Annotated in this window: 18 protein-coding genes; 12 read left to right on the top strand and 6 right to left on the bottom strand. The window is 66.7% G+C overall.

Annotated features, from left to right (window positions below; translation table 11 throughout):
* Positions 1-87: 87 nt before the first annotated feature.
* Both ACSQ1X_RS10320 and ACSQ1X_RS10315 read left to right on the top strand, forming a co-directional pair.
* The gene (locus ACSQ1X_RS10320) at positions 88-735 is read left to right on the top strand and encodes a hypothetical protein (RefSeq protein WP_436057613.1); all 648 of its coding nucleotides are present in this window, start codon (positions 88-90) and stop codon (positions 733-735) included.
* Positions 732-1,433 carry a hypothetical protein gene (locus ACSQ1X_RS10315; protein WP_436057612.1) on the top strand — a complete coding sequence of 234 codons (702 nt, stop codon included), beginning with the start codon at positions 732-734 and terminating at the stop codon, positions 1,431-1,433. The genes ACSQ1X_RS10320 and ACSQ1X_RS10315 overlap by 4 nt, the downstream gene beginning before the upstream one ends.
* Positions 1,434-1,552: 119 nt before the next feature.
* Here ACSQ1X_RS10315 and ACSQ1X_RS10310 read toward each other — a convergent pair whose 3' ends face one another.
* The 4 genes from ACSQ1X_RS10310 to ACSQ1X_RS10295 form a co-directional block, all read right to left on the bottom strand.
* A complete protein-coding gene (locus tag ACSQ1X_RS10310; protein WP_436057611.1) occupies positions 1,553-2,884 on the bottom strand; it encodes an erythromycin esterase family protein in 1,332 nt (443 codons plus the stop codon).
* Positions 2,881-4,263, bottom strand: a complete 1,383-nt coding sequence (locus tag ACSQ1X_RS10305; protein WP_436057610.1) for an MBL fold metallo-hydrolase RNA specificity domain-containing protein — start codon at positions 4,261-4,263, stop codon at positions 2,881-2,883. Before ACSQ1X_RS10305 ends, ACSQ1X_RS10310 begins: the two co-directional genes overlap by 4 nt.
* A gap of 205 nt (positions 4,264-4,468) precedes the next feature.
* Positions 4,469-6,601 carry a L,D-transpeptidase family protein gene (locus ACSQ1X_RS10300; protein WP_436057609.1) on the bottom strand — a complete coding sequence of 711 codons (2,133 nt, stop codon included), beginning with the start codon at positions 6,599-6,601 and terminating at the stop codon, positions 4,469-4,471.
* Entirely contained in the window at positions 6,598-7,053 is a 456-nt protein-coding gene (locus ACSQ1X_RS10295; RefSeq protein WP_436057608.1) for a hypothetical protein, read from the bottom strand. The genes ACSQ1X_RS10300 and ACSQ1X_RS10295 overlap by 4 nt, the downstream gene beginning before the upstream one ends.
* 300 nt (positions 7,054-7,353) lie before the next feature.
* Between ACSQ1X_RS10295 and ACSQ1X_RS10290 the strand changes: the two genes are divergently transcribed.
* Positions 7,354-8,979, top strand: a complete 1,626-nt coding sequence (locus ACSQ1X_RS10290) for a LuxR C-terminal-related transcriptional regulator (protein ID WP_436057607.1) — start codon at positions 7,354-7,356, stop codon at positions 8,977-8,979.
* Between the two features lie 224 nt (positions 8,980-9,203).
* Complete coding sequence (locus tag ACSQ1X_RS10285) at positions 9,204-10,361, top strand: class I SAM-dependent methyltransferase (RefSeq protein WP_436057606.1); 1,158 nt, start codon at positions 9,204-9,206, stop codon at positions 10,359-10,361.
* A 63-nt stretch (positions 10,362-10,424) separates the two neighbouring features.
* On the opposite strand, the gene ACSQ1X_RS10280 is transcribed toward ACSQ1X_RS10285, so the two are convergent.
* Positions 10,425-10,841 carry a VOC family protein gene (locus tag ACSQ1X_RS10280; RefSeq protein ID WP_055806015.1) on the bottom strand — a complete coding sequence of 139 codons (417 nt, stop codon included), beginning with the start codon at positions 10,839-10,841 and terminating at the stop codon, positions 10,425-10,427.
* A gap of 129 nt (positions 10,842-10,970) precedes the next feature.
* Positions 10,971-11,948: a LysR family transcriptional regulator gene (locus tag ACSQ1X_RS10275; protein WP_436057605.1), complete on the bottom strand. Its 978-nt coding sequence runs from the start codon at positions 11,946-11,948 to the stop codon at positions 10,971-10,973.
* Between the two features lie 119 nt (positions 11,949-12,067).
* On the opposite strand from ACSQ1X_RS10275, the gene ACSQ1X_RS10270 reads away from it, so the two are divergent.
* From ACSQ1X_RS10270 to ACSQ1X_RS10235, 8 genes are read left to right on the top strand one after another with little or no spacing between them, the layout of a single operon-like run.
* Positions 12,068-12,946, top strand: a complete 879-nt coding sequence (locus tag ACSQ1X_RS10270; RefSeq protein WP_436057604.1) for an FAD binding domain-containing protein — start codon at positions 12,068-12,070, stop codon at positions 12,944-12,946.
* Positions 12,947-12,951: 5 nt separating this feature from the next.
* A complete protein-coding gene (locus ACSQ1X_RS10265) occupies positions 12,952-13,518 on the top strand; it encodes a (2Fe-2S)-binding protein (protein WP_436057603.1) in 567 nt (188 codons plus the stop codon).
* On the top strand, positions 13,515-15,908 hold the full coding sequence (locus ACSQ1X_RS10260; RefSeq protein WP_436057602.1) for an aerobic carbon-monoxide dehydrogenase large subunit: 2,394 nt from the start codon (positions 13,515-13,517) through the stop codon (positions 15,906-15,908). The genes ACSQ1X_RS10265 and ACSQ1X_RS10260 overlap by 4 nt, the downstream gene beginning before the upstream one ends.
* 10 nt (positions 15,909-15,918) lie before the next feature.
* Positions 15,919-16,815, top strand: coding sequence for an XdhC family protein (locus tag ACSQ1X_RS10255; RefSeq protein WP_436057601.1), 897 nt, complete (start codon positions 15,919-15,921; stop codon positions 16,813-16,815).
* Complete coding sequence (locus ACSQ1X_RS10250; protein ID WP_436057600.1) at positions 16,799-17,413, top strand: nucleotidyltransferase family protein; 615 nt, start codon at positions 16,799-16,801, stop codon at positions 17,411-17,413. The genes ACSQ1X_RS10255 and ACSQ1X_RS10250 overlap by 17 nt, the downstream gene beginning before the upstream one ends.
* Entirely contained in the window at positions 17,410-18,333 is a 924-nt protein-coding gene (locus ACSQ1X_RS10245) for an AAA family ATPase (RefSeq protein ID WP_055806036.1), read from the top strand. The genes ACSQ1X_RS10250 and ACSQ1X_RS10245 overlap by 4 nt, the downstream gene beginning before the upstream one ends.
* Complete coding sequence (locus tag ACSQ1X_RS10240; protein WP_436057599.1) at positions 18,326-19,573, top strand: vWA domain-containing protein; 1,248 nt, start codon at positions 18,326-18,328, stop codon at positions 19,571-19,573. The genes ACSQ1X_RS10245 and ACSQ1X_RS10240 overlap by 8 nt, the downstream gene beginning before the upstream one ends.
* Entirely contained in the window at positions 19,573-20,310 is a 738-nt protein-coding gene (locus ACSQ1X_RS10235; RefSeq protein ID WP_436057598.1) for an SRPBCC family protein, read from the top strand. The genes ACSQ1X_RS10240 and ACSQ1X_RS10235 overlap by 1 nt, the downstream gene beginning before the upstream one ends.
* The last annotated feature ends 3 nt before the right edge of the window (positions 20,311-20,313 follow it).

The following is a 20,313-nucleotide window of genomic DNA, read 5'->3' as shown; positions in this document are numbered from 1 at the left end:
ACCTTCAGTGTGCTCCGGGGGCCGAGGCAGGGGTTAGGGCCTTAAGCCCCTCACCGGCTGCTGCGCCCCGCGCGTAGCGTCAGCCCCATGGAGGACACCCGGGCGGACCCCGCCGCCCCCGCACGGCCAAAGCCGTTCCTTCGCCGCTGGTTCCTGTGGGTCACACTCGGTGAGAGTGTGGGCTTCGTGGCTCCCGCCGTCGTCGCGGTCTTCGTGATAATTCCGGATACGGCCGGAGCCTTGGCGTGGCTGGCCGTGGCAGGTGTCGCGGAAGGCACAGTCCTGGGACTCGCCCAGGCACACGTGCTGAAGCGGCAGCTGCCCGGGCTCCGTGTGCGCTCGTGGACCGTCCGCACCGCCACCGGTGCGGCGCTGGCTTGGATCATCGGGCTTGCGCCCAGCACTTTCGCAGAACAATGGCAGGCCTGGCCGCCGGTCCTGCAACTCGCCGTCGCAGTGCCCGGAGCCTTGCTGCTGCTCTGTTCGATCGGCCTGGCGCAGTGGCCTGAACTGCGCCGCCACCTCGCCCACAGCGGATGGTGGGTGGGCGGGAATGCACTGGCATGGTGCGTCGGGCTGGGACTGTTCTTCGCCGTCGCACCTCCGCTGTGGCAGCCGGGACAGCATCCGACGACGGTAATCGCCATTGGTGTCGCGGCCGCCGTCCTGATGGCGGCCGGCATGGCGCTGCTGACCGGCCTGGTGATGGACCGGCTGCTGGCGGCGAGGGGATGACCCGCGTGCGGCGGGATCCGGCAGCTGCTGCTAACGCCGGCGAGCGCTTGCGGTTGTCGGGCGGCATGGCCGGATTGGTGTCGGCAGCGCTCGGCATAGCGGGCGGATCCATGGAAGTACTCCTCACCGGACCGTGGCCAGCTGCCTCCGATGCCGGCTACGCGGACTTCCTGCTGGCCAACCGAACGCCCGTGCTGGCCCAGAGCATGCTGTTTGTGTTCAGTTCAGCGGCCCTGATCTGGTTCCTGGGCTATGTCCGTTCGTTCCTGTACCGCCGGGAAGGCGGAGCCGGGACGCTGGCAGGGATCGCGTTCACGGCAGGGGTGCTGGGCGCTGGCCTGAACATCCTGGGCCAGGCTGCCCAGATCACGCTGACCCTGCCGTCGCAGGCCGCGGTGGCACCGGGGGTGGCCGCCGCCGTCGCGGATCTGTGCCTCGTCACGCTTGCCCTGGCGAACCTGCCCGCCGGGGTGATGTTCACCGCCATTGCTGTGTTGTCGCTGCGGATGAAGGCATCTCCCGCAGCCCTGGGCTGGATCGCCGCCTTTGCGGCGGCTGCCTCGTTCCTGTCCGCGCTGTCTGTGATTCCGGAGAGCGGGCCGCTGTCCCCCATGGGCTGGCTGACCACCCTGCTCCGGCTGGTGCCGCTGCTCTGGTACGTTCCGGCGGCCGTCCTGATGATGCGGCGCCCCTCCTGACGCGGGGCTCTTCCGGACGCAGGCCCTTCCTGACGCGAGGCTCAGCCCGACGGGGGGCCTCAGCCCGTCGGGGCGCCGCCGGAAACACCGGGCACGCCGGCGACAACAAAGGCGGAATTTCAGAAGCCGGTGGGTTCCGTTTCGAACTCCGGCTCGCTTGGCGCAGCTTCGTGATGGAGCGGACGAAGTGCCGAGGTCCGCTCCAGCCAGATCAGCGCGTCGTAGCGACCTCCCATCCGGGTGGGGACGTAATTCCCGTGTTCACTGGCCGGCCGGTAGACAACCCCGATGGCCCGGTGTCCCAGCCAGGCCGACAGCCACGGCCCGGACCTGTCCCTGCCGAATTCCAGCAAAGCCGGTGCGCCCAGCGCCTTGTGCAGCAGGTCCTCATGGCTGCCGGTCCGCGCCTCCGGTACCTTGAGCACCCGTTCCGGGGAACCCCACCCGTCGGCAGCCATCACCGTTCCCGCGTAGGACGCCAGCCCCACCAGGGTCACGCCCTCGGTGCCGTGGCGCTCGCGGAGCAGCTGGCCCACGTTCACCAGCCCGTCCCGCGCCATGTCCGTGGCCCGTGCATCCCCCACGTGCGTGTTGTGCTCCCAGATGATGCCCTTAGACGCCGGGCCCAGATGCGCGCTGAGCCGGTCCACCGTGTCCGCCATGTGATGGTCCCGGACATTCCAGGACTCGCGGTTCCCCCGCACCATGATGCGGTAGTAGTGTTCGGCGTTGGCGGCGACCATGGCGTTCTGCACGGCGTCGAAGGCTTCGTCACTTTCGACGCGTGGTTCATGGTCCCGTAGTGACAGTGCCCGGTTGCGTACCTCGCTGAGCAGTGCAACGACGTCCGCCTCGCAGGACTCCGGAACCAGCCGGGTGCGCCAGGCGTACTGGTGCGGGTCCTCGTGATGCGGAAGGAAGCACTGCCATGCGCGCATGGCAGCAGGAACGGCGTCGGGCTCATTTTCCTGGAGCCAGCCGATGATTTCCCGCAGTGAATCCCACAGCGAGTAGACGTCCAGGCCGTAGAAGCCAACGCGTTCCGCCAGGGGGCGCTCCAGGTTCCAGCCGCGCAGCCAGTCCAGGAATCCCGCCACTTCTTCGTTGGCCCACATCCACGTGGGCCAGCGCTCGAACCCGGCGAGCATCGCGTGGACTCCGGCGTCCAGCCCGCTTTGTCCCCGAACCCAGCGGTTGATCCGCCAGCAGTCCGGCCAGTCACCCTCGACTCCGATCCAGCTGTACCCCTGCTCCTCGATCAGCCGCATGGTCAGGCGGGCCCGGACGGTGTAGTACTCATGGGTGCCATGGGATGCTTCGCCGATCGCCACAAACCGGCCGGAGCCGGCTTTGTGGACCAGCCCGTCAAGGTCCCTGAGCCCGCTCAGCGGCCGGGCCAGGGAACGGATCTCGTCCAGCATGCTCAGGCCGGCACGGTTTTCGGTGGTCACGTCGGGTCCTCGAGGGAGATGCCTTCGAGGTACTCCGGGACGCGCACCCGCCAGCCGAGTTCCCGCTTGATCCGGACCCGGAGGGCATCGGACGCTTCCGGCTCGCCGTGGGTGATGTATGTCATCCGCGGTTCCCGCTCGGCGGCCTTCATCCACTCGATCAGCCCGTCGGCATCCGCATGCGCTGACAGGCTCTCCATCTGGATCACTTCGGCCCGGATGCGGATGTCCTCCCCATAGATCCGGAGCTGCCGTTCGCCGGCGGCGAGCGCGGCGCCGCGGGTTCCGCCCGCCTGGTACCCGCTGAGGATGATGGCGTTCTTCGGATCTGATCCGTATTCGGCGATGTGGTGCAGGATCCTGCCACCGGTGAGCATGCCGCTGGCGGAGATGATCACCATGGGGCCGCCGCGGAGGTTGAGCAGCTTCGAATCGTCCACGGTGCGGGTCATCTTGGCCACTTTGTACATGTCCTCGTATTCCCGATGCTTGAGCCGGTGTTCATCGGGGTGGCGCTGGTACATCCCGGAAGCGTCGATGGCCATGGGACTGTTGAGGTACACGGGGATGTCCGGAATCGCGTTCTTGCTGCGGAGCCGGGCCAGGTGCAGCATCAGTGTCTCCGCCCGTCCCACGGCGAAAGCGGCAATCATGATGACGCCGTTTTTCTTCGCCACGCGGGTGATGATCTCTCCCAGTTGCAGTTCCGGATCCAGGCTGGAGTGCTTGCGGTTTCCGTACGTGGACTCCGTCACCAGAATGTCAGCGGCACCCAGTCCGCGGGGAGGAAACATCAGGGGGTCGTCGGTGCGGCCGAGGTCTCCGGTGAAGTGAACGGAGTGCTGGCCGACGTCGAGCCGGATCTGGGCAGCCCCCAGAATATGGCCGGCCGGCAGGAACGTCGCCGAGATTCCCCCTCCCAGTTCCAGCGGGGCATCGAATCCCTGTTCCCGGAAACTGTCGAGCGACCTGACCGCGTCCGCGGCCGTATAGAGCGGTACCGGCGGGCTGTGCCTGGACGATCCCCGCTGGTAGGCGTATTTGGCTTCCTCTTCCTGCAGGTAGCCACTGTCGGGCAGGAGAAGGGTACACAGTTCAGTGGTGCCTTCGGTGGCATACACCGGCCCGGCGAAGCCGTCCCGGACGAGGGCGGGGACATAGCCGGTGTGGTCAAGGTGCGCATGGGTCAGCAGCACGGCATCAATGGAGCGCGGCTGGACCGGGAACGGAACCCGGTTCCGGTCCCGGAGCAACTTGTAGCCTTGGAAGAGCCCGCAGTCCACGAGGATGCGTCTCCCGCCTGCTTCCACCAGGTATCTTGAACCGGTCACGCTGTCCGTGGCTCCGAGGAACCGGAGTTGCGGGTGTCGGTCTCTCATGGTGCTCCCTGTTCCCGTCGGGCAGCGTTCCCGTAGCCGGGATGTATCTCCTAGCTTCCGCTTCTTCCCGGTGGCCACGTAGGGCCGAAAGTCATGGCTGCCCCGGTGCGAGCCTTGCGGGCGACGGAAGGGACCGCTGAACGTCCCTCAACACGGAAAATTCAGCGGTCCCCTGCGATCTGACGACGATGAAGAACCACCCTTCCTAAAGGAAGATATCGCGGGCCACTCCCATGATGATTCGGTCGCCTGGAGTCGATTTCCTAAGGAAGTCCTCAACTGCCCAGTCATCAAGTGCAATGCATCCGGCTGTCGGGGCCTTGTGTTCGTGCAGGAAGATGGCAAACCCTGCGTCTTGGACAATTTCCGAATCCGGCGGGCGGTTGTAGTTGATGACGGCCCCCTGGCGGTAGTCGTGCGATGCTCCGGTCGCGAAATACCACATGTTCTCGTCGTACCCCACCCACGACGTGGACTCGAAGTACTTGTTGTATGTTGCCGTCCACGGGTTGCCGCCCCACCGCGAATTGGGATTGAGGGTGCGGTAAGGCAGTGCAGTCCCGGGATTACCCAGTCCGAAAGCTTCCGTTACGGTATAGGAGCCTGTGGGCGAGTAGTTGTAGCGCGTTGGCCCTGACGGGACTCCCGGGGGCTTAAAGCCAGCCGCACCCACTCTCCCGTCCGTTCGCCAGTCCGTCACATACGTACCCGCCACGCGCTGACAATAGGCGACTGTGGCGTATGACTGTCCGTAATCGCCGGCGAAGGTGAGAGTGACACGATTCGCGTTCCCGCTGGGGTATTTGATCCGGCCGTCGTTCAGCGTCGTGCATTCCGTGTGCCGGTAATCCCTGGTGATACCCGATATCCAAGTGAGGTAACCGCCCTGGAACGCTTGGACGCATGAGGATCCTGCACAGGTCTCCGGGGCCGTCGGGTAGCCGAGGTAGCTCCGGTGCCACCCCATGGCTTCATATTTAGACTTGATACCTCCGCTGACCGGCTGCGCGCCGCTGGAGGGCGACCAGAAGATCAGGCCGCCCTTGAACCATTGATAACACCCGCCGTTGGGCTGATTACAAACTTCGCCGGCCAGGGGGTAGCCGAGACCACCGGAGACGCCTCCCAGACCATCGAACCGGCTCTTGATCGCGCCGTTGGTCGCATGTGCGCCGGTCGTCGCTGACCAGTAGATGCTCCCGCCCTGATACTCCTGCCAGCACCCTGGCCCTGGGAGGTCGCAAGCTTCTTCCGACACCGGATAGCCCAAGTCACCGCGTTCAAGTCCACGGGTCAGCCAAGCCCCTCGGATGGCGCCCAGAGTGATGTGTGCACCGCTCGCAGCGGACCACACAATGACGCCGCCTTGGTAGACCTGATAGCAGCCGTCTCGTGTGAGACCGCAAATTTCCTTCGAGAGAGGATAGCCAAGGCGGCCGGCCTCAGAGCCGTTGCCTGCGTAAAGGCCGCCGATTGCTCCCGGTTCCCACACACCGTAGGCCCCTGAAGCAGCCGACCACAAGATTCGCAATCGTCCGAACTCCTGTACACAGCCCTGTGTCGGAAGATTGCACAGCTCGTCGGATGTCGGGTATCCAATGACCCCGTAACCTCCGTAAATCCGATGCACGGCGTTGCCAATAGCACCGTGCGTGCTTCCGAAGCCTGATTCAGCCGTCCACGTAATGTCCGCCCCTCGCGAGAATCTCTGAAAGCACCCCAGGGTGTCACAGGCCTCGCCAGAAACGGGGTATCCGAATGCGGTTAGTCCACCGGACAGTTTCCATTGTTGTCCTGTTTTGCCGGACTCAAAAAGAACAGCGTGCGCGCCTGTTGTGGGCGTGTAGTAGATATTTCCGCCAACGAAGGTCTCGACGCAAAGAGCAGCGGCGTCACATTGCTCGTTTGACGTGGGTTCGCCCAACGGACCATCTGCACCACCCAGTTGGATCCACTTCTGGCCGATGGCCCCGAACGGTGTGAACGGACCTGCTGCCGCCGAACCCGTCTGGATAGCTGCGGCCGGCGTTGGGTCCGGAGCTTCAGTTGGCGGCGCCTCGGAAGCCGGTGTGGACGGATCAGTTGATGCAGTTGGCGCCGGTGTCCGTTCAACCGGATCCGATGGACTCGCGTCGCCGCGCCCGGCATTGTTCGTTGCCGCCGAAACCGTAGGTTCGGCCGTCGCTACTGTTCCCTGTTCTGACGGCGGTTCCGATGACGGCGTTGCAGGAAGAGGCGTCGTCGCGTCGGCCATAGGTGCCACGCCCATCAGCACCATTGCCGAAAGGAGTATGGCTGCAATCATACGGTCCAGCTTCAATGTGGGAGTCGGCGTCATTTTGAGACCACCGCCTCGCATTTTGCGTCAGCCGGAGCGTTCGTGGCGAACGCGTCCGCCCGGATATTTTCCTTGGATCCAGCCGCCACAAGTTTTTCGATCATCGCGTGGCCCGCGACACTACTTGTTGTGCCCACCGCCACCGCCACGGTGTATTTGACGGGTTCGGAACCCGTGTTGGATAGCGTGCCCGAAAAGGACCAGACGCCGTTGCCGTCCGCTTCGCAGCCCACATCAGTCAAGGCCTCAGTGGCGATGAAGTCCGTAGCCGCCGGCGTTGCGCTCGTCGACGGAGGCCCCTGAACCGAGCCCGTTGGTGACGGACTATCGGTGATTAGGCCAGGACTGGCCTGCGATGCCGTCGGCGGATTGACTGACGGCGGACTACTACAGGCGGTGAGCGCAAACAGACCCGCCGCGCAGCCCCCAATAAGCGGTGCCCAGTTCTGCATTATTCCTCCATAGCTAGGACTGGCCCCTCCCCGGCCATTAGTTTCCCGGGAGGGACCAGCGATAGTGGGGACATTATCAGATTGAACGACCCAGGTAACCCATTGATTCTCTAAAAAATTGGACTTTTCTCAGGTCGAAATTGGTGTTTGCAACTTTCATTGAAGTTAATTACTAAACTTTCTTGCTATAACCTTTCAGTTTTTATGCGCTTCCAGAGATTAGCCAGACATCACATTCGCTCCGTCTTTCCGGGAGTCCGGGCACGGCAGTACGCTGGAACCACCCTTTGGAGACGTCGGATGGCTGAACCGGATTTGATCACCAGCGCCCGCGCGGCGTATGCCCGCAGGGACTGGCCCGCGGCACGGAACGGGCTGCTCGCCGCCAGAACCACCACCGGCTTGGCGCTACCGGACCTCGAAGCCCTGGCCGACGCGATGTGGTGGCTGGGCCGCGTTCCCGAATCGCTGTCCGTGGCCGAGGAGTTGTACCGGGGCCTCGCCGGTGCCGGAGACCGGCCGGCCGCGGCAATGAAGGCGATCATCCTGTCACTGCAGTGGGGCACCCGCGGGGACCTGATGGTTGCCTCAGGCTGGCTTAACCGGGCGCGGCGCCTGCTCCAGGGCCTGCCCGAAGGCCCCGAGCAGGGCTACCTGCTCTATCTCCGAAGCGTCATGTCACTGGACCTGGAGGAAGACCCCGGTCCGGTCCGGGCGGCTGCAGCGGAACTCGAGGCCGTGGCCGGCCGCCAGTCCGATCCCACCCTGGGATGCTTAGCCCGCGTGCTGGCAGGCCTTGCCGGCGTCCGTGCCGGCCGGACTGAGGAAGGTTTCAGCGAACTGGACGAGGCCATGTTGCCGGTCCTTGCCGGCGATGTTGCCCCCGTGTGGGCCGGGGACATCTATTGCACCGTCATCCACCTGTGCCACCAGCTCGGGGACCTGGCCAGGATGCGGGCCTGGACCGGTGCACTGGAGCATTGGACCGCGGGCCAGTCAGCCACTTTTGTGTACACCGGCGTGACGCGCATCCACGAGCTGCAGCTGGTCAGTGCCGAAGGCGGCTGGGATGCGGTGGAACGCGAAATAGGCGCTTCGAGCGACAACCTGGTGAATGCGCATGGCTGGATGGCCGGCGCCGGCTACTACGAGCTGGGCGAGGTGCGCCGCCTTCGCGGCAACGCTGCCGGGGCGATGGCCGCTTACCGGCGGGCACGCGACGTCGGAGTCGACCCCCAGCCGGGAGAGGCGCTGCTCCACTATGCTGCCGGTGACAGCGCCCTGGCGCTCAACCAGTTGCGCGCTGCCCTGGGCGAGAGCCGGCTGCTGGACCGGGCCCGGCTGCTGCTGCCCGCCACCGAGCTGGCAGTGGACCAGCGTGAAGCGGCGCTCGCTGACGCGCTGGCGTCGGAACTGGAACGGACGGCCGCCCGGTTCGCCTCTGCAGGCCTCCAGGCGTGGGCATGCCAGGCCCGCGGCACCGTTCTGCTGGCTGCCGGCCGGGGCGACGAGGCACTGCCCCTGCTGGAAGCGGCAGCCCGGACGTACCGGGCGCAGCGGGCGCGCTACCGCACGGCCCGGATCCATGAGCTGCTCGCCAGCTCCCGCCGCAGCCTCGGACAGGCCGGTGCTGCCGATGCCGACGTCGCTACCGCACTCGCCATCTACCGACAGCTCGGCGCTGTCCCCGACGTCGAACGGCTGGAGCGCGGCGCGGCACCCGGTGCCGGCCGGAGCGGGCTGACCGCCCGCGAATGCGAAGTCCTGGCCCTCATCACCACGGGTGCCAGCAACCGTCAGGTGGCGGAGGCCCTGGTCATCAGCGAAAAGACGGTGGGGCGGCACCTGGCGAACATCTTCGGCAAGATCGGGCTATCCACCCGGACCGCCGCGGCGGGCTGGGCCAGGGAACACGGGATTACCTGACGGACGGGCGCAACAACTGGACAGAGCACGACGGCGGCGGCGGCGGCGCGCCGTCGTCGTTCTGCGTTGGTTGCGTTGCCTGTTCCCCGCGCCGGGATCAACTGCATCATCCGCCCCACGCCCCCGGCGAAAGATGCATCATCTGCCCGACGCGGGGAGGACCGCCGCGAAAGTACTTTCGAAGTAGCCGGACAGGGACGTCCGCCGAACGAAAGGAAAGAACCATGACCACCACCGATACCGACCTCCACACAGGCGCCGCGGAGACCACGCACGACGACGGGTTACTGACAGAAAGTGCTGTTGAGGCGGGCGCAGCCCGGTTGCTCGGCATCCTCAACGACAGCTCCGCAGCGGTCCTGGCCGGCGTCGGTCACCAGACCGGACTGTTCGATGTGATGGCCGGACTGCCCGCGGCCACGAGCGAGCAGATTGCGGATGCGGCGGGCCTCAACGAACGCTACGTCCGGGAATGGCTCGGCGGCATGGTGACGGCCCGCTTCGTTCACTACCGGCCACCCCAGAACCAGCCAACCCAGTACCAGCCAACCCAGTACCAGCACGCCGCCGGCACCTACCGGTTGGACCCTGCACTGGCCCCGTCCGTCTCCGGGCCTGGAGTCGACAACCTGGCCCGCATGCTGCAGTACGTCACGCTGATGGGTGAGGTGGCCGGCAGGATAGCGCAGAAGTTCCGCACGGGCGGCGGCCTGGGCTACGAGGACTATCCTGATTTCATGGACATCCAGGCCGGTGACAGCGGCTCGGTCCACGACGCCTCCCTGGTGTCCGCCATCCTCCCGCTGGCGGGCTGCGTGGACAGGCTGCGGGCGGGCATCGACGTGGCCGATATCGGCTGCGGAGCAGGCCACGCCGTGAACCTCATGGCCGGGGCCTTCCCCGCGAGCCGGTTCACTGGTTACGACTTCTCGGAGGATGCCGTGCTGGCGGGACGTGCGGAAGCCCGACGGCTGGGACTGGGAAACGCCCGGTTCGAGATCCTGGACGCGGCCGCCCTGGACGTCGTGGAAGGCTTCGACCTCATCACCGTCTTCGATGCCATCCACGACCAGGCCCGGCCGGCGAAGGTGCTTCAAAACATCCACGAGGCGCTGCGCCCGGACGGCACGTTCCTCATGGTGGACATCAAGGCCTCCAGCAACCTGGCCGACAATGTTGAGCTCCCGTGGGGAACGTTCCTCTACGCGATCTCCACGTTCCACTGCATGTCCGTCTCCCTGGCGCAGGACGGGGAGGGACTCGGAACGGTGTGGGGCGTGCAGCTGGCGGAGTCCATGGTCCGGGCTGCGGGCTTCGGCACCGTTGAGGTGAAGGAACTCGGGGAGGATCCGTTCAACGCCTACTTCGTCGCCAGGAAGTAGGCGCCGAACGCCTCCCGCAGCCAGGGTCTCCCTACTGTTGGGTCCCCATACTGCTTGGGTCCGTTACTCCTTGGGTCCTGCGATGTTCACGAGCCAGGCGACGCCGAACTTGTCCGTGCACATGCCGAAGGTATCGCCCCACGGCGCCTGTTCGAGGGGCACCGTCACGGTCCCGCCGTCGGACAACTTCTCCCAGTACCCGCGCAGTTCGGCGTCGTCCTCGCCGCTGAGGGAAACGGAGAAGTTGTCGCCGGGGTTGTAGCTCATGCCGTTGGGCGTATCGGCGCCCATGAGCACCAGGCCGGATTCGGTGGTCAGCATGCCGTGCATGATCTTTTCCTGCTCGGACGCATCCTCACTGGCATGGAACTCGCCAAAGGTACTCAGCGCCAGTTCGCCTCCGAATACGGACTGGTAGAAGTTCATGGCGTCCCGTGCGTTGTCCCGGAAGCCCAGGTAGGGATTAAGTGTCGTGGTCATGTTCAGGTGTCCTCTCGTGCCGGTCGATACCCGGACCAACCGTGGATCCGGTGGCCGCCCGGGCTTGGAACACTTCATATGTTGCCGGAGTCCTGCGTGACTGCATAGGGGCGGCGATGGCCTTCGGCCTCAGCTCCAGAGCGCAACGTGGACTTTGGATCCCCGTCGTTCAAGCCCCCGCGAGCCGCCCGGCGCAACCATAGCGGCTGTGGCATCCGATGAGGTGACGAAGCGCTGCAGTGCCTTTGCCTTGGACGTTGTCCGGCCGTGGTCCAGCGTGCTTGCCCACCACAGCCCGGACACCGGAGTTCCGACCACGGGCACGCGCACGAGGACTCCGGTCTGGAGTTCCGCCCGCACGATATGTCCCACGGCGAGTGTCAGGCCTTCCCCTGCCCGGGCGGCGGCGAGCGCGTCGGTTTCGCTGCTTAGCCGGATCACGTCCGGCGCTACGCCCATCGAGGCCAGCCACCGCCCCTCATCCGTCTCCGCCTGAATGCCGGAGGGGCCGGCAAACCACGGGCGGTCCAGCAGCCGTGCCAGTGGTACCGGACCATGCAGCGCAGCGAGGGCATGCTTCGCCGCCACCACAAAGACGCGCTGGTACCGCAGGAACGGGACCATTTCCAGTCCGACGTCGGCACCTGCGAGTGCCGGCTGCGCAGGCCTGGCGCCGAGGGCTATGTCGTACGCGCGGTCAAGGAGCAGCGACGCTATGTCGGCTGCGGATTCAACCACGACATCGACGGAGGCGCCCGGGACGCGTTTCGTGAAGAGGTCAAGCAGCCGTCCGGCTGCATGTTCGGCAAACGGAGCTGTCGCGACGATTCTCAGCAACCCCGCGTCCGTGGTTGCATGGGAGACTTCCCACCGGGCCTGGTCCGCCAGGCCCACGATTTCCTGGGCGTAGTCCGCCAATGCCCGGCCGCCCGGCGTCAGGGCAATGCCTCCGGAAGCCCGGACGAAGAGGGGGTCGCCGAGGTCCTTCCGGAGCGCAGCCAGTGCCGAGGAGACCGCCGGCTCGCTGACGGCCAGAGCCGCCGCGGCAGCGTGAAGCGACCCCAGTCTGGCCACGAGCGCGAAGGCCCGCAGCTGGCTCAAAGTCATCGACACCGCTTCATAACCCTTCGCTTATGACGATATTGACACTCCACTCAGGCCGGGGCAAGACTGACCTCAAATCGGCGTCCGTGAGTTTTCCGGCGCCATGGAGTGAGGTAGGGACAATGCAGATTCCGGCTTCTTTTGACTATGTGCGGGCCAGCACCGTGGACGATGCCCTTGAACTCCTTGCACGTCACGGCCCCGAGTCCCGGGTGATCGCCGGCGGGCACAGCCTGCTGCCCATGATGAAACTCCGCCTGGCCCGGCCCGAATGGCTGATTGACATCAACGACCTCTTCGAACTCGACTTCATCCTTCTCGACGGGGATCGCCTGCGGGTGGGCGCGCTGACGCGCCATACTGCCCTGCTGGAATCAACCGAAGTGGCCCGGCTCTTCCCGATCATTTCGGACGCCGAAGCAGTCATCGCGGACCCTGTGGTGCGCAACCGCGGAACCATTGGCGGTTCCCTGTGCCAGGCGGACCCGGCTGAAGACCTGTCCACGGTCTGCGACGTCCTGCGTGCCGTGGCGGTAGTCCGCGGACCCGGCGGCGAGCGCCTCGTCGACATGAACGATTTCCACCGCGGCCCCTATGAAACGGCGGTGGCCCCTGACGAGCTGCTGTGCGAAGTCCGGTTCCCCGTTCGTCCGAGATCGGGAAGTGCCTACGAAAAGGTGGAACGCAGGGTTGGCGACTGGGCAGTCGCCGCAGCCGGGGCGGCCATCTCGCTGGCGGAGGATGGCAGCGTCGAAGCCGCCGCCATCGGTCTCACGGCCCTGGGCCTCGACGGAACCGTCGCGGAAGCCGAGGCTGTGCTCCTTGGCCGGCAACCCAGCGAGGAGCTGTTCGTCGAGGCCGGCCGGCTGGCAGCCATTGCGTGTGATCCCGTCGCGGACCAGCGCGGACAGATCGACTACAAGCGGCATCTGGCCGACGAGCTCACCCGGCGGGTATTGCGACAGGCCTGCGCCCGCGCCGCCCAGACACAGGAAGGCTGAAGCGCATGCAGATCAGCATGACCGTGAACGGCAACGAAGTCGTCTCCGAGATCGAACCGCGCGTGCTGCTGGTTCATTACATCCGCGAAGTCCTGGGTCTCACGGGCACGCACTGGGGGTGCGACACCACCAACTGCGGAACATGCGTGGTGCTGATGGACGGCCAGCCGGTGAAGTCCTGCACCGTGCTCGCGGCAATGGCGGCCGGGCACGATATCCGCACCGTCGAAGGGCTCGCCACGGCGGGCACCCTCGATCCGGTTCAGCAGGGGTTCATGGAGGAGCACGGGCTGCAGTGTGGCTTTTGCACCCCGGGGATGATGCTCACGGCCCGCGCCTTGCTGGACAAGAACCCGCATCCTGACGACACCGAGATCCGCAAGGCCATTTCCGGGCAGATCTGCCGCTGCACCGGTTATGCCACCATCGTCCGCTCGGTGCAGTGGGCTGCCGCCCACCCGGCCGCCGCTGCCGCCGCCACCGGCGAAGGAGCCGACGAGGTCCTCGACGGCACCGACACCGTGGTGGAGGACGTCGCCACGGAAACCCAAGACGCAGAGGTGAAGGCATGACTGTCATCCACGAGCGGGACAGCAACCCCGCAGCCGGCGACGCGGACCGCCCGGTCGGCTACGGCCGCATCCAGCGCAAGGAAGACCCCCGGTTCGTCCGCGGGAAGGGCAACTATATCGACGACATGGTGCTGCCCGGCATGCTGCACGGCGCGATCCTGCGCGCTCCGGTTGCCCATGCACGGCTGGTCTCGATCGACACCACCAATGCGTTGGCCCACCCGAAGGTGCTTGCCGTAATCACCGGCAAGGACCTGGAGGGCCTCAAGCTCGCCTGGGCGCCGACCCTCTCCGCCGACGTGCAGGCGGTGCTGGTCACGGACAAGGTCCGGTTCCAGGGCCAGGAGGTCGCGTTCGTTGTGGCCGAGGACCGGTACGCCGCCCGCGACGCGCTGGAACTGATCGACGTCGAATACGACGTGCTGCCGCCGCTGGTCGACGCGCGCAAGGCCCTCGACGCCGACGCCCCCGTCATCCGGGACGAAATCCCGGGCCGGACGGACAACAAGATCTTCGACTGGGAAATCGGCAACGCGGCGGAGACCGAGGCCCTGTTCGCGAGCGCCGACGTCGTCGTCAGCCAGGAGATGGTCTACCCGCGGGTGCACCCGGCGCCGATGGAGACCTGCGGCGCCGTCGCCGACTTTGATGCCGTCAACGGCAAGCTGACCCTCTACGAGACGACGCAGGCCCCGCACGCCCACCGCACGCTGTTCGCGATCGTCGCCGGCATCCCCGAGCACAAGATCCGGATCGTGTCCCCGGACATCGGTGGCGGCTTCGGCAACAAGGTGGGCATCTACCCCGGCTACATCCTCGCCGTCGTCGGCTCCATCGTCACGGGCCGCCCGGTGAAGTGGGTGGAGGACCGCTCCGAGAACCTGATGTCCACCTCCTTCGCCCGCGACTACATCATGGAGGGCGAGATCGCCGCGACCAAGGACGGGAAGATCCTGGCCCTGCGCACCAACGTGCTGGCCGACCACGGCGCCTTCAACGCCACCGCCCAGCCCACCAAGACCCCTGCAGGCTTCTTCTCCATCTTCACCGGCAGCTACGACCTGCAGGCCGCCTACTGCAAGGTGACCGGCGTGTACACCAACAAGGCACCCGGGGGCGTGGCCTACGCCTGCTCCTTCCGCGTCACCGAGGCCGTGTACCTGGTGGAGCGGATGGTGGACATCCTTGCCCGGAAGCTGGACATGGACCCCGCGGAACTGCGGCTGAAGAACTTCATCAAGCCGGAGCAGTTCCCCTACGCCAACAAGACCGGCTGGGTCTACGACTCGGGCAACTACGAGGCGGCCATGCGGAAGTCCATGGAGCTGGCCGGCTACGAGGACCTGCGGCGCGAACAGGTGGAGAAACGGGCCAAGGGCGAGCTGATGGGCATCGGCATCTCCTTCTTCACCGAGGTCGTCGGCGCCGGGCCGCGCAAGCACTTCGACATAGTCGGCCTCGGCATGGCCGACGGCGCCGAGCTGCGGGTGCACCCCACCGGCAAGGCCGTGGTCCGAATCTCCGTGCAAAGCCAGGGCCAGGGCCACGAAACCACGTTCGCCCAGATCGTCGCGGAGGAACTTGGCATCCCGCCGGAGAACATCGACGTCGTCCACGGCGACACGGACCAGACGCCCTTTGGCCTGGGCACCTACGGCAGCCGCTCGACGCCGGTCAGCGGCGGCGCCGTCGCGCTGGTGGCGCGCAAGGTGCGGGAAAAGGCGAAGCTGATCGCCGCAGCGATGCTCGAGACCCGTCCGGAGGACCTGGAATGGGAAAAGGGCCGCTGGTTCGTGAAAGGCGACCCCACCGCGGGGAAGACCATCGAGGACATCGCGATGGCCGCCCACGGCACCATGACGCTGCCGGAAGGCGTCGACGGCAATCTGGACGCGGAAGTCACGTATGACCCGCCCAACCTGACATTCCCGTTCGGCGCGTACATCTGCGTCGTCGACGTCGATCCGGGAACCGGCCACGTCAAAGTACGGCGCTTCATCGCGGTGGATGACTGCGGGACCCGGATCAACCCCATGATCATCGAGGGCCAGGTCCACGGCGGCCTGACCGACGGGGTCGGGATGGCCCTGATGGAGATCATCGAGTTCGACGCCGACGGCAACAACCTCGGCGGCTCCTTCATGGACTACCTGATCCCCACGGCCATGGAGGTGCCGGACTGGGAGACGGGCTTTACGGTGACGCCGTCGCCGCACCACCCCATCGGCGCCAAAGGCATCGGTGAGTCCGCCACGGTCGGCTCGCCCCCTGCCATTGTGAATGCGGTGGTCGACGCCCTGGCACCATACGGCGTGGTTCACATGGACATGCCGTGCACCCCGGCCCGGGTCTGGGAGGCCATGCAGGGCCGCCCAAGGCCACCGATCTGACATGCAGGCCATGGCGGAAACCCTAGCGGCAAGGGCAACGGAACTCGTCAGCCGCCGGGAGCCGTTCGTCCGAGCCACGGTGGTGCGGGCGCAGCGGCCCACGAGTGCGCACGCCGGAGACACGGCCCTGATCCTGTCCAATGGTGAAATGGATGGCTTCGTGGGCGGAAACTGCGTCGAGGCCTCGGTGCGGGAATACAGCCTGAAGGCCATCTCGGCCCAAGAGCCGCTGTTGCTGCGTGTTGTGCCAGGCGAGCCTTCGCACCGGAGCGAGGAAGGCGCCGTCGAGGTTTCCAACCCCTGCCTCAGCGGAGGTGCGATCGAGATCTTCCTGGAACCGCACATCCCGGCGCCGCGGGTCCTGGTGGTCGGCACCACGCCGGTGGCCCAGGCCCTGGCGTCCCTCGGTGCCGGAATCGGCCTGCAGATGGAACTGACCGACGGGCAGGCGGCGGACCCACGGGCCGACGACGCCGCCCTGATCGTCGCCTCCCACGGCAGGGAGGAAGAAGGGGCCCTCGAACGCGCATTGCGTGCCGGGGTGCCCTATGTTGCTCTGGTTGCCAGCGAAATGCGCGGCGCCGCCGTCCTGGCATCGCTGGATGTGGATGAATCCCAGCGCTCCCGCGTGTACAGCCCGGCAGGGCTAAACCTTGGAGCCCGCACGCCTGGTGAGATCGCCGTGTCCATCCTCGCGCAGCTCATTGCCGAACGCGCCAAAGGGCGGCACCCGGTGCCTGTCCAAAGCGCAGCGGAGACAGCTATTGACCCTGTGTGCGGCATGACGGTGGCCGCTGTCGAGTCCACGCTCCACCTCGAGCACGGCGGCGCCACAATCTACTTCTGTTCCCGGGGATGCTACGAAGCATTCCGCAAGGATCCGGAACGCTATGACGCCTCCCGCTGACGCCCGGCCCCGTGTTGCCGGGCTGGTCCTGGCCGCGGGCGGGTCCCGCCGCATGGGGCGCCCCAAGCAGCTCCTTCCCTACGGTGACGGGGTGCTGCTCGACGCCGTGCTGGCCACCGCGCGGGCCTGCGGCTTCGCCCAACTGGTGCTGGCGGTGGGCGGCTCGAGCGCCGTGGTGCTGAAAGGGGTGAACACCGCTGGCTGCGATGTCGCGGTCAACCCGGACTTCGGCACCGGTTGTGGATCGTCGATAGCCGCCGCCCTTCAGTCGCTTCATCCCGACACGGATGTGGTGGTTTTGTTGCTCGGGGACCAGCCGGGGGTCATGGCCCGGAACGTGGACCGGCTGCTGGCGGGACGCGGGCAGGCCGACATCGCGGTCTGCCGGTACGACGACGGAATCGGCCATCCCTTTGCCTTCGCACGGTCCGTGCTGCCTGCGCTCGCCGGCCTGCACGGCGACAAGGCGGTGTGGAAGCTCCTCGAGGAGCGCGCGTCGGAGGTCACCGAGGTAGCTGTGCCCGGAACCATTCCCCTGGACATCAACACCGATGACGATTACGAACGCGTGCTCGACACGCTTCGGGGGGCACCATGAGCAACGCAGCGCGCAGCGGTGCGGAGAGGGACGTGCAGCAGCTGGTTCCGGACGTTCCCTCGCTGATTGCTGCGCTGGACGACGGCGACTACCTCGCCGACGTCGGACTGGCCACAGCACTGTTCCTGGCTGTGCGCCTGCCGCAGCCGATCCTGCTGGAAGGCGAGGCGGGGGTGGGCAAGACGGAGGCTGCGAAGGCACTGGCCCGCGTGCTCGACACTCCCCTGTTCCGGCTGCAGTGCTACGAGGGGATCGATGCCGGGGAAGCGCTCTATGAATGGAACCACCAGCGCCAGCTGCTGGGCATCCGGTTGGCTGAGGTCCGCGATGCAGCCCTGAACGAATCGGACCTTTTCGGGCCGCAGTACCTGCTGCGCCGGCCGCTGCTCCAGGCGATCGAGCATCCCGGACCGCGCCCGGCCGTGCTGCTGCTGGACGAGATCGACAGGGCTGACGCCGAATTCGAGGCATTCACGTTCGAACTGCTGGCAGAGGCCGCGGTGACCATCCCGGAGCTGGGCACCATTCGGGCCACGCATCCGCCCGTTGTGGTCCTGACGTCCAACCGGACGAGGGACCTGCACGACGCGCTCACGCGCCGCTGCCTGTACCACTGGATCGACTATCCCGCACCCGCACGGATTGCCGAGATCGTGCGGCGCCGGGTCCCCGGAAGCGCCGGTCCCCTGGCGCAGGAGGCAGCGTCGGCCATCACGAAGATGCGGTCACTGGACATGGCCAAGCCGCCCGGGATCGCTGAAGCCATCGACTGGGTCTCCGCTTTGTCCGTGCTCGGGATCACGCACCTCGATGCGCCCACCGTGGAGAAGACCTGGGGCTCGATTGTCAAGAACCGGGACGACCTGGAGCTCGTGGGAGCCCGTGGCGCGGCCTGGCTGGTCGGGGACGGCCATGGCTGATCTCAGCGCCGCCATCATCCCGCCTGGAGTGGATGCCGCCTCCTTGGCCGCCGGGCTTGTCACGGCGCTGCGCCGTGCCGGCCTGTCGGCTTCCCCGGACCGCGCCGTTCGGCTGGCCGAAGCACTCCGCCTGATCCCGCCCTCCGCCCGCGAATCGCTTTACTGGACGTGCCGCGTGGTCCTGGTGTCCTCGCGGGAGCAGATATCCGTTTTCGACGCCGTCTTTGCCGCTGTGTTTGACGCCCGGCTTGACCCGGCGGACAGCAGGGGCCCCGCCAAAGCACCGCCGGCCATCGGCTCCGGGGCGCGCCTCCGGCCGTCCCCGCCGTCAGGGCTGACGAATGCTCCGTATGCTCTGCCCAAAGCTTCGCCGCCCGCGCTGTTTCCCGGCAGGGAACGCCCCGAGGGGGAAGCCGGTGCTGAGCGCGCCGCCATCCTGGCCATGGCATCGACGGAGGAAAGGCTGCACGAAACGTCCTTTGCCGAGCTCTCCGCCGAGGAAGTGGCCCGGGTACGCCAGCTCGTCCGCGAGATCGCCTTCTCCACGCCGGTGCGCCTGAGCCGCCGGACCCGCAAGTCGTCGCACAGCTCTGCACGCCTTGACATCCGGGGCACCGTCCGTGCCGCCCGGCGCGCGGGATCCGATGCCACAAGGCTCTTCTACGCCCACCGCAGTCCCCGTCAGCGGCAGCTGGTCCTGCTGTGCGATGTTTCGGCGTCCATGGAACCCTACACGAGGGTTTTCCTGTCATTACTGCAGGGGGCGGTGACAGGCGCCCGGGCGGAGGCGTTCGTGTTCTCGACGCGCCTGACCCGGCTGACGCGGCAGCTGGCAGTCCGGAACCCTGACCAGGCACTGGCCCGGGCCGCAGCGAGCGCGCCGGACTGGGCGGGAGGGACACAGATCGCGGAGAGCCTGCGCAGGTTCATCGACGCGCACGGCCGCCGCGGCATGGCCAGGGGTGCGGTGGTGGTTGTGCTCTCCGATGGCTGGGCCCAGGATGATCCGGAGCTCGTGGCCGCGCAAATGGAACGCCTGAAGCGGCTCGCCTACCGGATTGTCTGGGTCAACCCGCGGAAGGCGGACGCGAACTACCAGCCGCTGGTGGGCGGGATGGCAGCCGCTCTCCCCTACTGCGACGCCTTTGTCAGCGGGCACAGCTATGCGGCCCTCGCGGAAGTGGCAACCGCGGTCCGGGACGGACGCAGGACAACACAAGAGAGGCAGGGCACCAGCTAATGCAAATAAACAGCGCATTCTCCGTAGTCGCTCCCATCAACGACGTCTGGGACACTCTCATGGACTTTGAGCGCGTGGCCGGATGCGTTCCGGGGGCCCAGATCCTGAACAAGCTGTCCGACGACGCCTACCAGATCGGGATGAAGGTGAAACTCGGACCGGTTTCGATGCAGTACAAGGGCCAGATGTCCGTCCTCGAACGGAACGCTGACGAACACCGCGCTGTCTTCCAGGGCCGGGCGCAGGAAACCCGCGGCCAAGGTACCGCCGAAGCCACCGTCACCCTGCATCTGGCCGAGGCGCAAGGTTCCACCCAGGGTACGGTCAGCGCCGACCTGGCCCTGTCCGGAAAGGCCGCCGCCATGGGGAAGAGCGTCATCGGCGGCGTCACCGAGCAGATGATGGCGCTGTTCGCCGCCAACCTGCAGGCACTGCTCGCGGAGCCTTCCAGCGAACCACCGCGCGGTGCCGGGCAGGAGGCGCCGGCGCCTCTTCCTGTGTCACCTGTCCCCGCGGCATCCGCACCATTGCCGCCGTCTGCACCGGCGTCTCCACCTCCGCCCGCGCCGGTGCCAGCTTCGTTAACGGACAACAGCCTGGACGCCCTTTCGCTGGCCAAGCGAATGCTCACCGATCAGCTCAGCAACCCCGGCAAGCTCGTAGGGCTGCTGGCCGCCGTCGCGTTTTGTGCCTATCGCCTGGGCCGCCGTGCCGGGCTGCGCTCGGGCCGGCCCTGAGCC

The organism is Arthrobacter sp. LjRoot78 (assembly GCF_964254335.1).
In the GTDB taxonomy this organism is placed as follows: domain Bacteria; phylum Actinomycetota; class Actinomycetes; order Actinomycetales; family Micrococcaceae; genus Arthrobacter.
Note: the sequence above shows the minus strand (reverse complement) of the source record. Positions and strands in the feature narration are given on the sequence as shown.